Below are 18,168 nucleotides of genomic sequence, written 5' to 3'. Positions count from 1 at the left end.
CCTACAGTTCGCTGTTGTCGTCGTAGGTGCGGCTGACCTCTTGGACGGCGAAGTCCGCGACCGACTGCACGGCCTGTGGTTCGCCGTCCTGGTAGCGGTAGATCGTTCCGGCGAGGTCGGAGTCGAGGAAGATCACGTACGAGGTCCGGTGGGGTTGGCCCGGCTGTCGTTCGGTACGGGCGACACCGTGGACATTGGCCCGGACCGGGTGGGGCAGCCGTTCGGTGAGGACCTCGAAGGAGCTGCCGAAGTTGACGACGAAGTAGCCGGGTTCGGGGTTGATCGCGTGCAGGTCGCCGTCGATGAGGGCCAGCAGACCGGGTTCCGTGGAACGCAGGACGGTCACCCAGCCGGAGTCGCGGTGGAACTTGGAGCCGCGGACCGGTCTGTCGGGTCTGAAGTGGTTGAAGGCGAGCATCTGGTGTCCCTGGTGCTCGGACAGGCCTCCGGTGACCTTCGCCCACTCCCGGCGGGGAATGCCGACGTGGTCCAGGACCGCGCGCAGGACGTGGATGCCGAGCCGGGACAGCTCCCGGCCGAGCCGGGCGACGGAGTCGGGCAGCAGGGCGAAGTTCGATGTCTCGATGTAGAAGTTCTCCCACTGGTCGTGCTCCCGGTCGAAGTACCCCTGGTAGTCGCCGGGGACCGGGATGTCGCGGTAGCCGCGGTAGATGTCCCGGGCATCCCCGGCGGCCGGTTCATGGAAGTGGGCGGCGAACAGATCACCGGGCGCAGTGTCCACGGCGTTCGGGACGCGCAGGAGGAAGAACCCCTGTTCCAGGGCCTGGTCGAAGCCGGCCGGGCGGTCGAAGACCAGGCGCTCTCCGTCCAACCGGGCGCGCTCCAGCGCGATCGGCGGGTAGGTGCGCGCCGCCTCGTGCTCACCGGGCATGGCGGGCAGTTGTACCACGGCGCGCAGGGTCCGCGAGGTTCGGGCGAGTCCTGCGGGGGACTCGGGGCGGGGTGTCATCCGGTGGCTCCCTGTTCGTGGGCGGTCCGGATGAGCACGGTTCCGGCCCGCGCGGGACGTGGCATGGACGAGTGGCGGCGGAGGGTCAGATCGGTGCCGTGCGTGGTGACGTCGTAGTGCCCGTACAGCTCGGACAGCAGTAAGGACTGCACGCGTACGGAGAACAGACGGCCTGGGCACTTCCTGGGGTTCCGGTCGGTGTTGACCATGCTGAAGGAGTTGATCTCGTACCGGTTGCGGGACAGTAGGGACGAGACCGTCTCGCGGGGCGACCGGTGGATGGCCTTGATGTTGCCGGGGTCGAAGTCGGCGGGCCGCGGGAAGACCGCACCGTCCTTGTTGGCACGTCGGCGGTCCAGCCACAGCATGGTGCCGGGCGGGATCGTCGTCGTACGTCCCTGGTGCTCGAGTCGGATGGGTCTGGTGGTGCGGCGCCACAGCGCGGTGGGGTTGCTGCCGCCCAGCCTGAGTGCCTCCAGGACGGCGTGGTCGGTGACGGAAGGGCCGGGTGCGTCGGAACGGGGGCCGCGTGATTCGGCCATGACGCTGTGCCGGTGCTCGGGGTTGTCCTGCAGATAGGCGATTGCCCACAGGAGGCTGAGTGCGGTCGTGTCGTACGTCGCCACGATGAGGGTGCCGAGTTCCTTCAGCCGCGCGGGGTCGAGCCCACCGACGCCGGCGCGGGTGAGCGGGAGGTCCCACAGGGCGAAACTGCGCCGGACGAGGTTGGCTGCGGGGGCGGCTTGCAGGGACTCGATGTTGTCGTGCAGGAGGTCACGTACGAACGGCACGATCAGGTCGAACTCCGTCATCGCGGCGCGGTTGACGTTACTGATGACGTCGGACGCGATGTCGAAGAAGCCGCGCAGGACCCGGCCGTAGGCGGGCGAGGCCAGATAGCTGTCCAGCGGTCGGTGTGTCAGGTCGAGGACTCCCGGTACGAGCGAGTCCACATGGGCCACCAGGGACAGGACGAAGTCGTCGAGCGCGACCTCGCGGCCCTCGGCGGCGGCGAGCCATGTCGCGGCGTGCCGGCGGATGTCGGGTTCGAGGGCGTCGACGAAACGGCTGTTGCCGAGGCTGCGTTCGACGGCGGCTCGTTTGGCGGGTCGGTCGGGGTGGTCGTTCGGGAGGGATCCCATGAAGTCGCCGAAGAGCTCCCGGTTGCTGTCGGTGGACGGTGCCAGGTCGTCGTCGGCGGCCAGTGGGGTGTTGCTGATCTGGTAAAAGGCGATGCGACGGCCCAGACGGAAGGTGCAGATGCCACCGTTGGCCTCGGCGCAGGCGGTGATCCCGGAGGACCTGAAGTAGCTGGAAGCCGGCTCGCCCCGCTCGACGGTGGCCGCGTGGAACGCCCTGCCGTGACCGGTGAGCGGATCGCCGCCGCGGTGATGGGCGAAGACTCCGCGGAACGCGGCTCGGGCGGCGGCGGGAGGCCAGATGCGGGCCAGCAGGTCCAGGGCCGGGCCCGTGCCGCGGTCCGCCGGGCCGGTGTCCCGGTCGTCGGCGCCGGTCATGGTCGCCCCGCGGTGATGCCGAAGTCCGTGTGACGGTCTTTCCAGGTCCGGTCGTTGAAGTCGCGCAGGAACTCCTCCACACTCTGCACCGGAGTGGCTGAGCCGTCGGCACGTATGCGGTAGAGCTCGCCGGTCGCGGGCGGGTTCGCGAACGCGGCGAAGGAGAAGCGGTCCTCGCCCCCGGGCGTCGGCCGGGTCCGGCGCACCTGGTGCAGTACCGCAGTGACGGGACGCGGCAGCTCGGACGTGAGCAGTTCGAAGGCGGCACCGAAGTTGACCAGGAAGTGGCCGGGCACCGGGTCCACCGAGACCCATTCGTCCCCGACCCGGGCTTCCAGGCCTTCCTGGTCGATGTAGAGCACGGTGACGAAGCCGGTGTCCTGATGGGGCGCACAGCCAGGCTGTTCGCGTTCGGGCCGGTAGTGGCTGGCGGCGAACCAATGAGTGCCGCGTCCGTCCACGGTGCCCGCGGTGACCCGGCTCCACAGGTCCGGGGCGATGCCCGTCTCGGTCAGGACCGCGCGCAGAACGAGCAGCGCCAACGCGTGCATGTGGTCGGTCATGCCGGTGAGTTCGGCGGGGAAGCGACCGATCCGAGCCGGGCCGTCGGTGAGGATGTGCTCGGTCTGGAAGTGTTCGCGGTCGAAGTAGACGTCCCGGTCGCGGAAACCGCGGTAGCCGGCGGTCGCGGGATCGCCGTCCCCGACCGGACGGTAGAACTCGCGGCACAGTCGTACACCGGGTGTCAGATCGATGTGCGCGGGCACGGCCAGCAGGAAGCAGCCGTCGTGCACGGCCCGGGTCAGGCCACCTGCGGTGTCGAAGACCAGGCCCGACTCGCCCTGGGTGCGGGCGCGTTGGAGAGCCAGTGATCGGGGTGTCACGGTGTACCCGCCTCCGGCATATCGGTGCCCTCGTAGATCTCGTGGTCGTTGACCTCGATGAGTTCGCGCGAACCACACACGCGTTCCAGGCCGGTGCCCGGCAGGTGGCGGTAGATGCCGTCGTCGGCGCCGGGTTCGCAGCGGCTGGAGCTGAAGTGCCCGAAGCTGGAGCGGTCCTGGTCCTGTCGCGCCACCCGGTGCATGATCGCGGCGACCGGCCGTGCCGCGCGTGCGGTCAGGATCTGCATCGCCAGGCCGAAGTTGACGACGAGACAGGCCGGGTCCGGCCGTACGGCCTCCCAGCGGTCGCGGCGGTTCACCTCAAGTCCCGGCACGGTCGTGCGCAGCAAGGTGACGAAGCCGTCGTCCTTGTGCGAGCTGAGCCCGATCGACGTGTGGTCGGGCCGGTAATGGTTGAAGGTCAGATGGTACGAGCCCGCTCCCCGGGAACAGCCGCCGGTCGCCTTCACCCAGTCCCCGGACGGTATGCCCACATGGGTGAGGACTGAGCGCAGCACCTGGCGGGACAGCCGGGTGAGCGCCTCCCCGAGAGCCAGGATCTCCGGCGGGAAGTCCCGCTGCCAGAAACGCCGTTCCAGAAGAAACTGCTCGATCTGGTTCACCCGTTGATGAAATCCGAGCAGCGGGTCGTCGAAGTGGTCCGCCCGCAGCTCGTGAAAGCGTCCGTACGGGACAGTCGAGGGCCCCAGGTGGAACTGCCGGGAAAAGATGTCTCCGGCCGTGGTGTCCAGGCTGTCCGGGATTTCGAGCAGGAACACGCCGTCGGCCAGCGCGCGTTCACCGGCGCTCGGCCGGCCGGCGGTGTCGAAGACGAGCTCGCCGTCCTCGATACGGGCCCGCTCCAGTACGGCCACGGGCAGTTCGGATTCGGTTGCGACGGTGTCGCCGGCCCGTTTGGCATAGACATCACGGTAGACGTGCCCGCGACGGATATCTGGGTGGATTTCCGAGGGCACTTTCAACGTCCTTTCAGATGTAAGGACACCACGATCAGCCGACGCAGTTCTTCGGGAGCGTCGGGATGTGTTCCAGCGGCGATCTCTGCAAGTGTGCTGAAGGATCCTGGATAGACCATGACGGGAATACCTCTTTCCTCAAGGCAGGCGAAGACCGCGAACTCCTCCAGAAAGTAGTCGGAGGATCTGCTCACCCTTCGGTCCATTTCCGTCGCCTCGACTCCGAGGGAACGTTTTGCATGATAGCCGCGGCCGAACGAGTCCACGGACTCCCGGAATTCAGCATCCGTCTCGTAATACTTCCGCAGATACCGGTGGTGTTCGCCGTAGCCGTCCCACTGCTGAACATCGCTGCAGCGCAGGAAGGTGAACGAGGTGTTTTCCCGCTGGCTCGCGAAGATCTCCCGGGTGTTCTCGACGAACTCGTCGCCGAGACGGATCGCCTCGGTCAGCGCGGCCTCGCCGCTCAGTGAACGGGTGGACTCCAGGGTGATGCGGTGAATACTGTCACCGATCAGCACGGTGCAGTCGGAAAACCGCCGGGAAATCCAGACGAGCATGCTCGCGAGCTTCCCCGGGGTGAAGTTGCTGTTCTCCAGGCTGACGCCGAGAAAACAGCGGTCGTGCTCGTCGTAGCTCTGTCTCCTGGAAGGTGGCGACACTCGTTGGATCTCGGCCTTGTAGCGGGTGCGGGTTTTACTTCCTGACACATCGAACGGCATGAATCAACCCATCCTGTGATGACGGGGTGTTACCGAAAGTTGATCGCTACGCCAAAGGACGCTAAATGGCCGTCGGACCGAGCGTCAAGCTTTCGATTATGAACGCTCTGTTGCGAAGTGAGCGGCCGTCAGGTCGGGGTGAGGGGGTGTGGACAACCTCAGCGACGCGTGCCATGCTCGTTGAGCGCAGTCGTTGATCCGCGTCAGGCCACATCGCTGGCCCATCGAGATCCGCTGAGCGTTTTCGGGCATACCTCAGGCCCAGTCGAGTGTGTGCTTTCTGTGTTCCTTCTGCTTCTCCCCATCCCCCTTCTTTCGTCCTTGGTACGAATGTCCAGCAGTAGGGAGAAGTGTCATTTCCGGAACGGTTGAGAGCACACGAGGCCCGCTGTCCTGGCAGCAGACCGCACGTCTGAGGGATGAGGCCGCCCATGGCCGCTACGCGGGAGTGGCGAGTCTCTTCCCCCTCCCGGATACGGTGTCGGACGATGAGGTGCGGGCGCGGCTGACCCGCATCGTGCACCGCGAAGAAGCGCTGCGGATCACCGACGCGTCGCTGCTCGACGGCGGTTGGGCCGGCTACGCCGACCGGATCGACCTGCCGCTGCGTTTCCGGTCCTGCGGGTCGCAGGCCGAGATGCTGTCCCTGGCCGGCCGGCAACCGGACAACTGGTTGGACCGGGACGGCACTCCGCTCTGGCGGATGACGGTCTTCGACCACCCCGACGACCACGGCCGCAGAGCGCGCACCCTGCACGCGATGTTCGACCACTTCGTCACCGACGGCCGCAGCATGCACCTCATCGAGCAGGAGCTGACGGCCCAGGCCGGCGCCCCCGGCCGCACGGCGGCCCGCAGGAGCTACCGGGACTGGGTCACCCGGCAGCACGCCCACTACCCGTGGGACGATCCCCGGCCGACCAGTCCCGCCCGCGAGTTCTGGCACCGCCATCTGGCCGGCACGTCCGTCGACCGGCCGACCGCGTTGCCCTTCGCCGGTGTTCCCCCGCCCGGCACCCCGGCGCGGATCACCTCCGTGAACCTGCCGGTGCCGCTGTCCGCCGCCGCGCTGCGCGCCGGAGCGGCCCGGCTCGGCGTCAGCCCCTTCCTGCTCGTCCTCACCGCCGTCGCCAGTGTCACCGCACAGGAGGCCGGCACGGACGACATCACTCTGCGCGTGATCAGCAACGGCCGCCCCGCCGGACACCTCAACACGCTGGGCTGGCTCGCCGACTCCTTCCCGGTCCGGCTCTCACACCCCGAACTGCCGGACGCCCAGCGCTCGTTGACACCCACGACGGCCGTGTGGGCACAGCTGCTGGAGTTCCACACGACCCCCATCGGATGGATCCGAGCCACCTGCCCGCCGGCTGCCGAGAACGAGATCCCGCAGGAGCGGCGGCGCATGCAACTGGTCGTGAACTTCGTTGCGCACGACATCGGCGGCAAGTACGAGGTCGCGACGGAGGAGAGCACCGAGCCCGGTGACATCGACGGGCTCCACATCGTCGTACTGCCGGGCCCGGACGGCCGGTTGCGGCTCGGCGCGATGTTCAGCCCCGGGTTCTTCCCGCCCCGCGAGACCCGCGCGTTCCTCGACGGACTCGTCAAGGGCATCGCCCGTCTCGCCCTGCACGGCAACCGCTGACCCTCCGCACGGAGATCGAAGGGACACCACCGTGTTGATACTCGCAATCAAGCCCGGCCACGACGGCGGCATCGCAGCCCTCCGCGACGGCAGGCTGCTGTTCTCCCTGGAGTCGGAGAAGGACTCCTATCGCCGCTACACCGGACTGACCCCGGCCACCGTCCTGTCGGCAGCCGAACTGTGCGACGGCATCCCCGATGTCATCGCGCTCGGCGGCTGGTACCGCAGAGGTGTGATCGACCGTCACATCGGTGCCGGTTACGAGGGGCAGGAGATCCACGACGGATTCAGGGACTTCTTCGGCAAACGCGTGCGGTACTTCTCCTCCTCGCACGAGCGCTCCCACATCATGATGGCCCTCGGGCTCGCGCCGGAGTCCGACGCCGAGTTCCGTACGGTGCTCGTGTGGGAGGGCTACACCGGCGCCTACTACGTCGTCGACCGGAACGCCCGGATCGTCAGGACGATTCCGGTGCTCAGCCAACCCGGGGTGCGCTACGCGCAGTTGTTCGCCATCGCGGATCCCGCCTACCCGAGTGACGCGACGCATCAGCGGTTCCAGGACAGCGGCAAACTCATGGCGCTGGCTGCTTTCGGACGGGCCGAGGACGCGGACGCGGACATCGTGGCGACCGTCGACCGGCTGCTGGACCCGGCCTCCGAACTACCGTTGCCGAAAACCGACTTCAGGGACTCCCCGGTCTACGACTCCGGGGTCACCAGCCAGGCCACCAAGACCGCCGCCGCCCTGTTGACCCGCCGCGTCTTCCAGCTCTTCGAGGACACTGCCCGGCGTCAACTCCCAGCGGGGACACCTCTGTTGATCTCAGGCGGCTGTGGCCTCAACTGTGACTGGAACGGTCTGTGGCGGCAGTCCGACCACTTCTCGTCGGTGTTCGTGCCCCCGTGCACCAACGACTCCGGATCGGCCATCGGAACCGCCGTCGACGCCCTCCACCACACGACAGGCCGTTACACCGTGGACTGGAACGTCTACGGGGGCCTGCCGTTCGACCGGGACAGCATCCCGGACAGTTCCGTGTGGTCGCACCGGCCCCTGGACCACCACCGGCTCGCCCGGACACTGTCGGCCGGACGGGTCGTCGCCTGGGTGCAGGGCCGCTGGGAGATCGGGCCGCGCGCCCTCGGACACCGCTCCCTGCTGGCCGAGCCCTTCACCGCACGAACCCGCGACCGGCTCAACGAGATCAAGGCCCGCGAGGACTACCGGCCCATCGCCCCCTGCTGCCGTGCGGAGGATGTCGGCGACCTGTTCGAAGGCGACTTCGACGACCCGTACATGCTCTACTTCCGCAAGGTCAAGAGCAGCGAACTGCACGCCGTCACGCATGTCGACGGCAGCGCGCGCGTCCAGACCGTCAGCCGCACGGACAACGCCGAACTCCACACCCTGCTCTCCGCGTTCGCGCGGGAGCGGGGTGCCGGAGTCCTGTGCAACACCTCCCTCAACTTCAACGGCCGGGGCTTCATCAACCGGATGTCCGACCTGGTCGAGTACTGCGAGGCACGCGGAATCGACGACATGGTCGTCGGCGACGACTGGTACTCGCGCCGGGGCGCCGCCGCATGACCACACAGACCTGGCAGGACCTGAGGACGGCGGAGTGCCTGCACACGCTGTTCGCCCGCACGGCGGCACTCCACCCGGGGCGGACCGCGGTGTCCGACGGGAGGGGCAGCCTGAGTTACGCCGAACTGGACGCGGCGGCGGACCGTCTCGCCCACCGGCTCCGGGCTCTGGGCGCCGGCCCCGAAGTACCGGTCGGCGTGTGCCTGGAGCGTGACATCGACCTGATCGTGGGCCTGCTTGGTGTCCTGAAGTCGGGCGCCTGCTATGTGCCGCTGGACCCCCGGCACCCCGCCGAGCGTCTGCGATCGGTACTCGACGACACCGGTGCGTCCCTGGTCGTCGGCGGGTTCCCCGACGACGGCGTCCGCACGGTGCCGGTGGCCGGCCCGGTGCCGGCGATCGAGCCGGGCGTGCCGCTCCCCACGGCCGACCCGGCCTGCACGGCGTACATCATCCACACCTCCGGCTCGACGGGCCGCCCGAAAGGCGTGCCGGTCACGCACGCGGCAGTGGTCCGCATGCTCCGTGCCTGCCAGGACCGACTCGACTTCTCCGGGCAGGACGTGTGGACTCTGTTCCACTCCGTGGCCTTCGACTTCTCGGTGTGGGAGACCTGGGGACCGCTCCTGCTCGGCGGTCGGCTCGTCGTCGTCCCGTACGAACTGAGCCGCGACCCCGACGCATTTCTGGACCTGCTGCTGCGGGAGCGGGTGACCGTAACCGGTCAGACCCCCTCGGCATTCCGCCAGTTGCTGCGCGCGGCGGAGCGTGCCCGGTTCCCCGTGACGGACCTGCGCGTGCTCGCCCTGGGCGGTGAAAGCCTCCAACCGTCGCTCCTGCGCCCCTGGTTCGAGCACTACGGCGACGCGTCACCCCGGCTGTTCAACATGTACGGCCTCACCGAGTCGACCGTCGTCTCGACCGTCCACCCCATCCGGTACGCGGACGCCGAGCGGGCTGCCTGCTCGATCGGCCGACCGCTGCCGGGTACCCGGGTCCATCTGCTCGACGAGGACGGCAAACCCGTCTCCGATGGCGCCACCGGCGAGGTCCACATCGGTGGGGACGGCATCGGCCGCGGCTACCTGAACCGGCCCGAGCTGACCGAACAGCGTTTCGTTCCGGACCCGTTCGGTCCGCCCGATGCCCGGATGTATCGCACCGGGGACCTCGCGTCGCACGACGTGGACGGTGACCTGGTCTTCCATGGCCGGGCCGACTCCCAGGTCCAGCTGCGCGGCTTCCGGATCGAGCCCGGCGAGGTGGAGGCGGCCATGAAACTCCACCGGGAGGTCGCCGACGCGGTGGTCACCGTACGCGAGAACACGTCCGGGGTACGGCAGTTGGTGTGCCACTGGATTCCCCGGCGGGAAGCCCTGGACGACGGCCGGGAGACCGCCGCCGCGATCCGGGCCGCGCTGACGGAGCGGCTCCCGGAACACATGATTCCGGCCGTCTTCGTCGCGGTGGAACGGTTTCCGCTGACCACGAGCGGCAAGCTCGACCTCGCCGCCCTGCCGGCACCGGCCCGGCAAGTCCCTGCGGAATCCGGCGGTGCCCGGCCGGTGGACAGCGCGGCCGGCGCGCTGCTCGCCGGGATCTGGGCCGAACTGCTGGAGCTCGACCAGGTCCGCCCCGACGACAACTTCTTCTCCCTGGGCGGCGACTCCATGCTGGCCGTCGAGATGATCGCCCTGGCCCAGGAGCAGGGGGTGGAGATCAGCATGCCCGCGCTGTTCGCAGGCCCCACCATCGCCGCCCTGGTCAGCGCCTCGGCGGCGGAAGGGGAAGGGCCGTGACGGATCGCCCCGCCCTGCCCGGGTCCTTCCGTTGGCTGCTGCTGGGCCGCTCGGCGGTCTCCCTGAGCGACGCGCTGATGCCAGTGGCCCTGGGGTTCGCGATCCTCGACGTGACGGGTTCGGTCGGCTCCCTTGCGACGGTCCTTTCCTGCGCGGTGGGGGCCCGTATGGTGGCGCTGCCCCTGGCCGGGGTGCTTGTGGACCGCTACGACCTGCGGCGTCTGGCCTGCTCGGCGGATCTCGTACGGTGCGGGGTGCAGGCCTTCGTCGGGGTGCAACTCCTGTCCGGGCAGCCGGGTGTCACCGCCATCGCCGCCATGGAGGTGCTCGCCGGGGTCGCGTCCGCGATCTCGATGTGCGCCGCGTCGCCCCTGGTGGCAGCCGTCGTGCGAGACGAGCGGGCGCGGCAGCGGGCCAACGCGCTGATGGCGACGGGACAGGGAACCGCCCTGCTGCTGGGGCCATTGGCCGCGGGCGGCATCGTGCTCACGGTCAGCCCCGGCTGGGTGTTCCTCATCGACGCCCTCGCCTTCGGATTCGGAGCCGCCACGTTCGCGGCCATCCGGATCCACCGAGGGCCCGCCGGTGTGCGCGGTGCGTCCGCGTGGGCCGATCTCGCCACCGGCTGGAAAGAGATCCGGTCCCGGAACTGGTACTGGATCACGCTCGTCGCGCACGGTGGCGTGAACTTCGCGGACCAAGTGCTCATCACGCTCGGCCCGTTGACCGCCGCCCGGCACCACGGCGAGGCGGTCTGGGTGGCGTGCGTCCAGGCAGGTGGTGTCGGACTGCTCGGCGGATCACTGCTCGCCTCCCGGTTCCGGCCGAGACGGCCGCTGTTCATCGGCAACACCGTCCTGGCGGTCTTCGCTCTTCCGCTCACCCTTTTCGCGGTCTGGGCCCCGGCGCCACTGATCGTCGCCGCCTACGGCCTGTCATGGGCGGTACTGGGCGCTGTCAGTCCGTTCTGGGCCACGCTGGTGCAGGCCCGCATCCCGCACGAGGCCCTGGCACGGGTCACGTCCTACGGCTGGCTCTCCTCGCTGGCAGCCCAGTCACTGGCCCTGTTGTTCGCACCGCTCGCCGTCGCCGCCTGGGGTTCCACCCCGGCGCTGGTCACCGCCGCTCTGCTGGTCGTGGTGCTCTGTTTGGCCTCGGCGTCGACGTCGGCCATCCGCCGGGTAGGTCCACCGGACACCACCGCAGCGACCAGAACCGAACTCCTCGCGTACGGCACGGCCCGGGACGGTGCCCCATGACGCTCGGTCATGAGGTGTCCGTCCACCAGGCGTCCGATGTCGAGGTCACGCTGTCGTCGGATCTCCTCGCGCCGCTCGACCATCTCGCCGAGGAGTGCGGTGTCGGGCGGAACACGGTGCTGCGCACGCTGCTCCGGGTGCTGACGCTCCGGCACGGCGGGCCCGGCACGGCGGAGGACGACACACACCCGGAGTACTCATGCCGCGAACGGCTGCGTCATGCCGTGGACGGCGGCTCCGTACCCGACGATGTCACGGACAGCGGGCCGACCGTCCGGGTCCCGTGCCCGATCGGTTCCCCGGCTCCGCCGTCCGAACTGGCCGCGCAGTATGTGCAGTTGCTTCGCCGGGCGACGGCTGAACCGGACCGGTCGCCGCACACCTTCTCCCTGCTCACAGAAGAAGCCGCGAAGCTGCTGCCCGACCCGTCGAAGGCCGTCTCGGACTCCTCGGGCCAGGCGGCCTCGGCCACCGCGCTCTCCCTGTTCCTGGACCACGCAGCTCGACACCCCGATGCCCCGGCGATCGAGTCGGCTGCGGGCACCTGGACCCGCTCCGAGCTGGCCCGACGGGCCGGCCGTGTCGCGGTCGCCCTGCGCGATGCCGGGGTCGCGGCGGGGGATGTCGTGGCCGTCCGCGCGGTACGCGGCCCGGGGCTGATCGCGTCACTCGTCGGCATCATGCTGGCCGGCGCGGTGTTCCTGCCGGTCGACGCACGGCTGCCACCGGCCCGGCGGCGCCGGCTCATGACACAGGCCTCGGCCACGGCCGAGATCGTGCTCGGCGGATCGGCAGCCCGGTGCGAGGACGAAGCCACGGAGCCGTGCGGGGCACTCCGCGTCAGCCTGCTGGTGGACGCGATGACGGCCGCCGTCGGCACACGTCCTTGGGGATCCGGACCGGAGTCGGCGGTGCCCGAGGCGATCCCGGCCCCCGACGGTCTGGCCTATGTTTTCTTCACCTCCGGCACGACGGGCGAGCCAAAGGCGGTGTGGGGTCGGCACAGCGGGCTGCTCCATTTCCTCGACTGGCAGGCACGACGGTTCGCCGTCACCTCGCGGGATCGTGTCGCGCAGGTCGTCGCTCCTTCCTTCGACCCCTTTCTCCGGGACGTTCTGCTGCCCCTGACCACCGGAGCCGTCCTGTGTGTGCCCGAGGAAGAGACCCTTGCCTCGCCCGACGCCGTCCTCGCCTGGCTCTCCCGCGAACGGGTCACCGTCCTGCACGCCGTTCCATCGTTGACGGCACGGTGGCTCACCGCAGCCGTAACACCACGCCTGGACCGGCTGCGGCTGACGTTCTTCGCCGGGGAACCGCTCACCGACTCCCTCGTGCGAGCCTGGCGCCGGCATCTGGCGGTCGGCGCCGAGCTGGTGAACCTGTACGGCCCGACAGAGACCACGCAGGCCAAGTGCTTCTACCCGGTGCCCGGCGAACCGTCCCCCGGCATCCAGCCGGTCGGCACGGCCATGCCGGGTGCGCAGGCGCTGGTGCTCGGGCCGCACGGCATGTGCGGAATCGGTGAGATCGGTGAGATCTGCGTCCGCACTCCCCATCACGCCCTGGTACCCGACGACCGTGCCGGTTTCGTCCGCAACGCGGCTCGCGCGGACCCCGACGATCTGGTGTACCGCACCGGCGACCTGGGGCGCTACCGGGCGGACGGCCAGCTGGAGATCCTGGGCCGCCTGGACCACCAGGTCAAGATCCATGGCACCCGGGTCAACCCGGCCGAGGTCGCGGCGGCCCTGGCCCGACACCCCCTCGTCGAGGACTGCGTGGTGGTCGGTCTGCGGGAGCAGGGCGTCGTACGCCTCACGGCCTACGTCACCCTCCGGTCCCCCGCCGACGAGCCCGAACGCCTGTTGCGTCACTGGGCGATCGACCAGTTGCCCCGGGCCATGGTGCCCAGCCGGGTGCTGGTGCTGGACCATCTCCCGGTCACCGCCAACGGGAAGGTGGACAGGGCCGCGCTGCCGCCCCCGACACGGATGTCCCACGAAGACGCCGGATCCGCAGGCGCGACGGCACAACGGGTGGGCGAACTGGCGGGACTCCTGCTGGGCCGTGCCGCGCTCACCCCCGACGACGACATCGTCGACCTCGGCGGGCATTCGCTCGTACTGATTCATCTGCTCTCCCGGATCGAGGCAGAGTGCGGAGCACGGCCGAACTTCGCCGAGGCGTTCCGGCACCCGACGCCTGCGCGGATCGCCCGGCAGATCGAGGAACTGAGATCGACGCCCCCGGACGACAGCTCACGTGCCGGGGCGCGGGCGGTCTCACGACCTCGACGGCTGTCGGAAAGTGAAGCGGACGTCCTGTTGGCGATGCTCGAAGAACTCGAAGAACTCGAAGAACCGGAGGCCGGGACGTGATGCCCCTTCTTCCCCTCGTCGCCCGTGCCGGCGCCTCGCACGAGCTACAGCGCAAGACGCGACGTCTGAACACGCTGCTCGGCGAGGCGGACAACGGAGAACTGCTGCCTCTGTCCAGCGGTCAGCAACGGCTCTGGTTCCTGGAGCAGTTCCACCCGGCCTCGTCGGCATACACGGTCAGTCGTCTGCTGCGTGTCCAGGGCCCGCTGCGCCACCAGGCGCTCCGCTCGGCCGTGGACGGGCTGGTGGCCCGGCACGAGATGCTGCGTACCCGTTACGCCACCGTCGGCGGCCGTCCCGTACAACTGCTGCCGAGACGGTCGCCGCGGCACGTCCACCACCTCGCCCACCGCACCGCCGCCTGCTCTGGCGAGGCCCTCGGCCAGGTCCGCGAGGCGGCCGGGCGAGTTTTCGACGTGTCCCGGGGGCCGCTCTTCGAGGCCGTGCTGACGGAGGTCGCCGCGGAGGACGCGTTTCTCCTGTTGCGCATGCACCACTCGATCACCGACGCGTGGTCCAGTGACCTGCTCGTACGTGACCTGCTGCTCCTCTACGAACTCCACGCTCACGGCCATTGCGACGCGCTGCCTGAGACCACCGCCTACCGGGACTTCATCGCCTGGGAAGAGGTGCACGCCGCGTCCTCCTCCGTGCGTGACGGACTGGACTACTGGCGGGGCGCGCTCGCTGCCCCCCGGGGCACGCCGGCCCTTCTCGGCGAGCGCCAGTCGGAGTCCGACGCGGCGGACACCGTGCGTTTGACCCTTCCGCCTGCCACCGTTCGGAACCTGTCGGCTTTCTGCCGTCGGACGCGGACCACGTCCTTCATGGTGCTCCTCGCGGTCTTCCTGACCATGCTGCGGCGGCACACGACCGAGCACGACCTGGTTGTCGGGACACCCGTGGCCAACCGCAGATCCAGCGCCTTCCACGAAACCGTGGGCTATTTCAGCAACACCTTGGCTCTGCGTACCGACCTGCCGGACCCGGTCGGGTTCCCCGAGGTCCTGTCCCGTGTCCGCGACACGGTCGTCGAAGCCCTCACCCACGATGACGTTCCCCTCGCCGATGTCGTCCGCGCCGTAAACCCCGAACGCGGCCCGGGGGGCGACCCGTTGTCCAGAGTGGCCTTCTCTCTGCAGCCTCACAGGGAGGACATTCCCCGCCTCACGGCCCTCGACGTCCGGCCGATGGTCTTGGAAACCGGGACCACCGCCTACGATCTCGTACTCGATCTGGCAGAGACGGGCGACAGTGTCCTCGCGGACTTCGTCTACCGCACCGGCCTCCTCCGCCGGGAAGAGGTGCGCCGCATGGCCGCCGAGTTCGTGTCGCTTCTGGAAGACAACGTGCCGCCGGTGTGAGTGGCTCGCTGATGCTCCCGATATCTGGGCCTTCATATTGCCGGGGCATCGCAATCAATGGGACTTCATGACTCAACCATGACTTGCTCATGACATATCTGGTGAACTCTTGCTCTCCTACTCCGTGTCGGCGCATCGTCGCTCTGCGGCACCGATCCCGTGTGTCGCATCCGTCCGAGCACGCGGTCCTGGTGGCGAGGACCTGAGTGCCGGGGACGTTCGGACTCGTAGGTCTCCAGCAGGGTTTCGGTCATGCGTCCCGTCGGGGCGGCGGCGCCGGCCAGGAACACGCGGCCGACGCGGTAGTTCTCTGCTCGGCGGGCGGGGGCTGCCGAGCCGGGAGGCGTAGCGGATGGTGACGAGCCGGCATTCGTCGGCGTAGAAGGAATGGAAGCGTTCGGTCACCTCGTGGTGGGTGGGGTCCTCGGCCGGGTCGGCGGTGGTGCCGGAGTACGCGATCCGGTGCAAGCCCGGCTCGCCGATCGGTACGACGCCGGCGAAGTTTCCGTCGGGCCTGGCCCATCTCGGTCACCGCGGTCGGCGGCACTGCCGTGTCCGCGCCGAGCACGACATCGGCGACGGTGTTTCCCGTGACGTCAGGAGAGACGTTCGATGTCTCAACTCGCAGACGCAGCAGCTTTGTTCGTGGCCGAGCCCTCCACCCGGCCCCTGACCGTCGGCAGCTGCCGCCGCACGAACCGGACCGCACCAGCGTGTGGCGTCAGGACGGCCACTCCGGTTCGGAGACGGTCGCGGCGAGTGCGTCGAGGAGCACCTGGGCGGGTTGGGACGCGGGCGGCTTGCCGTACACCGCGGCCACGACCTGTCTGCGCATACCGGCGATGCGGTGCAGTCGGACACCGGGGTGCCTGTTGGCGAGGAGGGTGAGGCCGGGCAGCAGGCTCACGCCGAGGCCGGCCGCGACGAGCGCCTGTACGGCGACGTAGTCGTCGGTCTCGAACTCGACGACCGGCTTGAACCCGGCCCGCCCGCAGGCCGCGACGAGGTGCTCGCGGCAGCGTTCGCACCCGGCGATCCATCGTGTGTCGGCGTAGGTGGCCAGCTCGGCCGGGTGGCCGTCCCAGGAGCGGTCGGCCGGTGTGACCACGTACAGCGGCTCGTCGAGAAGGGGCGTCATTGTGGTGTCGCGGCGATCGCGCTGGGGCGGGTCGCCGTGCTCGAAGACCAGCGCCACGTCGACGTCGTTGTTGCGCAGGGCGTTGAGCGCGTCCGGTGGTTCGGCCTCGCGCAGGGTCAGCTCGATGCCGGGATGCCGGTCGGAGACACGGGCGGCGGCGAGCGGCACCAGGGTGGCCAACGCCGAGGGAAATGCGGCCAGTCGGACCCGGCCGGTGCGCAGTCCGGCCAGTTCGTCCAGTTCCGCGTGCACCGATTCGACCTGCGCGAGGATCGACTCGGCGCGGTCCACCAGCAGTCGGCCGGCCTCGGTGAGCCGGATACCGCGCCCCATCCGCTGCAACAGTGGCATGCCGACCTCGGCCTCGAGTTTGGCGAGTTGATGGCTCACCGACGGCTGCGCGTAGTGCAGTGCCTCGGCGGCCGCCGTGATCGAACCCTCGCGGGCGACGGCGACCAATACACGCAACCGACTCAAGTCGATCATTTGCGAATCATAGACCGCGTCGATGACGGCCTCGAAAACACGCATTGGACCATTACCGGACCTACTGCGACGGTGAATCGATAGTGGGTGCGAGAGATCTCGGCCGCACACCTTCCCGTCGGTGACCGTCGGTGATCTCACCCGTCACGCGTGCCCGGACTCCGGGCGCGGAAAGGAGATGTCGCATGACCACGGCTGTGAATCCACCGTCGCGATCGATGTCGGTGAGCGACAGCGCGGCGCGAACTCTCGCGAACGCCACCAAGACCGTTCCACAGATGAGCTCCATCACGCCTCGCTGGCTGGTGCATCTGATGTCCTGGGTCCCGGTCGAGGCCGGTATCTACCGGGTGAACAAGGTCGTTCACCCCGAGTCGGTGCGCATCGAGTGCGACAACTACGACGAGTCGCCGCTGCCGGACACCTTCGTCGACTACGAACGGGAACCCCGCGAGTACCGGCTCAAGGCCGTCCAGACGGTCCTGGACCTCCACACCCGGATCTCCGACCTCTACTCCAGCCCGCACAACCAGACCGCTCAGCAACTGCGGCTGACCATCGAGGCGGTGAAGGAGCATCAGGAGGGCGAGCTGATCAACAGCCCGGAGTACGGGATGCTGGCCAGCGCGGCGGGGACACAGCGGATCTCCACGATGGCGGGCCCGCCGACGCCGGACGACCTGGACGCCCTCATCACGAAGGTGTGGAAGCAGCCGGCCTTCTTCCTCACCCACCCCGAGGGGATCGCCGCGTTCGGCAGGGAGTGCACCCGGCGTGGTGTGCCGCCGGCCACGGTGAGCATGTTCGGCTCGCAGTTCCTGACCTGGCGCGGACTGCCGATCATCCCGTCGGACAAGGTCCCGCTGGAGAACGGGAAGACGAAGTTCATCCTGCTGCGCACCGGCGAGTCGCGCCAGGGCGTGGTCGGACTGTTCCAGCCCGGCCTCTCGGGCGAGCAGGGGATGGGCCTGTCGGTGCGCTTCATGCAGATCGACCGCAGCGCCATCGCCTCCTACCTGATCTCCCTGTACTGCTCGCTCGCCGTACTCACCGAGGACGCGCTCGCCGTGCTCGACGACGTCGAGGTGGACAAGTTCCATGACTACGCGCCGAGTTACCGGTAACCATGACCACGCCCCCGACTACCGGTAACGAAGCCGCCCCCGCGTGGCTGCCGGACGAGGAGACGCTGAGCCGGATGGCCGGGGAGTTCTTCCGAGCACTCCCCGGGCAGCCGGCGGACACGGAGGCGCCGGCTCCGGCCTTCGACGGTCGGCCGGAGTGGCCGACGCCCACCGGCCTGCCGCTCGCGGACTCTTCTCCTACGGCACCTGCGGGGCCGTCGGCCGCGCAGTCCGTTCCCACGGTGCCCACCGGTCCGCCGGCCCCGGGCCCGTTCCCCGCCCAGCCGGCCGGAGCGCCGACGGCGGATTTC

13 protein-coding genes are annotated in these 18,168 nt (G+C 69.2%); 7 read left to right on the top strand and 6 right to left on the bottom strand.

Annotated features, from left to right (window positions below; all coding sequences use genetic code 11):
* Position 1: 1 nt before the first annotated feature.
* The 5 genes from OG504_RS02160 to OG504_RS02140 are packed head-to-tail and all read right to left on the bottom strand — an operon-like array spanning position 2 to position 5,070.
* Entirely contained in the window at positions 2–970 is a 969-nt protein-coding gene (locus tag OG504_RS02160) for a 2OG-Fe(II) oxygenase family protein (protein ID WP_405988112.1), read from the bottom strand.
* On the bottom strand, positions 967–2,487 hold the full coding sequence (locus tag OG504_RS02155) for a cytochrome P450 (RefSeq protein WP_405988111.1): 1,521 nt from the start codon (positions 2,485–2,487) through the stop codon (positions 967–969). Before OG504_RS02155 ends, OG504_RS02160 begins: the two co-directional genes overlap by 4 nt.
* Entirely contained in the window at positions 2,484–3,371 is an 888-nt protein-coding gene (locus OG504_RS02150) for a 2OG-Fe(II) oxygenase family protein (RefSeq protein WP_405988110.1), read from the bottom strand. The genes OG504_RS02155 and OG504_RS02150 overlap by 4 nt, the downstream gene beginning before the upstream one ends.
* Positions 3,368–4,348 (bottom strand): 2OG-Fe(II) oxygenase family protein, encoded by a 981-nt coding sequence (locus tag OG504_RS02145; RefSeq protein ID WP_405988109.1) that lies wholly within the window; start codon positions 4,346–4,348, stop codon positions 3,368–3,370. The genes OG504_RS02150 and OG504_RS02145 overlap by 4 nt, the downstream gene beginning before the upstream one ends.
* Before the next feature lie 2 nt (positions 4,349–4,350).
* Entirely contained in the window at positions 4,351–5,070 is a 720-nt protein-coding gene (locus OG504_RS02140; protein ID WP_405988108.1) for a tRNA-dependent cyclodipeptide synthase, read from the bottom strand.
* A 478-nt stretch (positions 5,071–5,548) separates the two neighbouring features.
* On the opposite strand from OG504_RS02140, the gene OG504_RS02135 reads away from it, so the two are divergent.
* Genes OG504_RS02135 through OG504_RS02110 form a run of 6 tightly spaced genes read left to right on the top strand, consistent with a single transcriptional unit; the run spans position 5,549 to position 15,109 of the window.
* Complete coding sequence (locus OG504_RS02135; RefSeq protein ID WP_405988107.1) at positions 5,549–6,718, top strand: hypothetical protein; 1,170 nt, start codon at positions 5,549–5,551, stop codon at positions 6,716–6,718.
* Between the two features lie 31 nt (positions 6,719–6,749).
* Positions 6,750–8,309 carry a carbamoyltransferase C-terminal domain-containing protein gene (locus tag OG504_RS02130; RefSeq protein WP_405988106.1) on the top strand — a complete coding sequence of 520 codons (1,560 nt, stop codon included), beginning with the start codon at positions 6,750–6,752 and terminating at the stop codon, positions 8,307–8,309.
* Positions 8,306–10,108 carry an amino acid adenylation domain-containing protein gene (locus tag OG504_RS02125; RefSeq protein WP_405988105.1) on the top strand — a complete coding sequence of 601 codons (1,803 nt, stop codon included), beginning with the start codon at positions 8,306–8,308 and terminating at the stop codon, positions 10,106–10,108. Before OG504_RS02130 ends, OG504_RS02125 begins: the two co-directional genes overlap by 4 nt.
* Positions 10,105–11,367: an MFS transporter gene (locus tag OG504_RS02120; RefSeq protein ID WP_405988104.1), complete on the top strand. Its 1,263-nt coding sequence runs from the start codon at positions 10,105–10,107 to the stop codon at positions 11,365–11,367. The genes OG504_RS02125 and OG504_RS02120 overlap by 4 nt, the downstream gene beginning before the upstream one ends.
* The gene (locus OG504_RS02115) at positions 11,364–13,745 is read left to right on the top strand and encodes a non-ribosomal peptide synthetase (RefSeq protein WP_405988103.1); all 2,382 of its coding nucleotides are present in this window, start codon (positions 11,364–11,366) and stop codon (positions 13,743–13,745) included. Before OG504_RS02120 ends, OG504_RS02115 begins: the two co-directional genes overlap by 4 nt.
* Positions 13,745–15,109 (top strand): condensation domain-containing protein, encoded by a 1,365-nt coding sequence (locus OG504_RS02110; protein ID WP_405988102.1) that lies wholly within the window; start codon positions 13,745–13,747, stop codon positions 15,107–15,109. The genes OG504_RS02115 and OG504_RS02110 overlap by 1 nt, the downstream gene beginning before the upstream one ends.
* 721 nt (positions 15,110–15,830) lie before the next feature.
* Here OG504_RS02110 and OG504_RS02105 read toward each other — a convergent pair.
* Positions 15,831–16,733: a LysR family transcriptional regulator gene (locus OG504_RS02105; RefSeq protein ID WP_405988101.1), complete on the bottom strand. Its 903-nt coding sequence runs from the start codon at positions 16,731–16,733 to the stop codon at positions 15,831–15,833.
* Between the two features lie 185 nt (positions 16,734–16,918).
* On the opposite strand from OG504_RS02105, the gene OG504_RS02100 reads away from it, so the two are divergent.
* Positions 16,919–17,857, top strand: coding sequence for a family 2A encapsulin nanocompartment shell protein (locus tag OG504_RS02100; protein WP_405988100.1), 939 nt, complete (start codon positions 16,919–16,921; stop codon positions 17,855–17,857).
* Positions 17,858–18,168: the final 311 nt, after the last annotated feature.

It is taken from the genome of Streptomyces sp. NBC_00986 (assembly GCF_045162565.1).
Lineage (GTDB): Bacteria > Actinomycetota > Actinomycetes > Streptomycetales > Streptomycetaceae > Streptomyces.
Note: the sequence above shows the minus strand (reverse complement) of the source record. Positions and strands in the feature narration are given on the sequence as shown.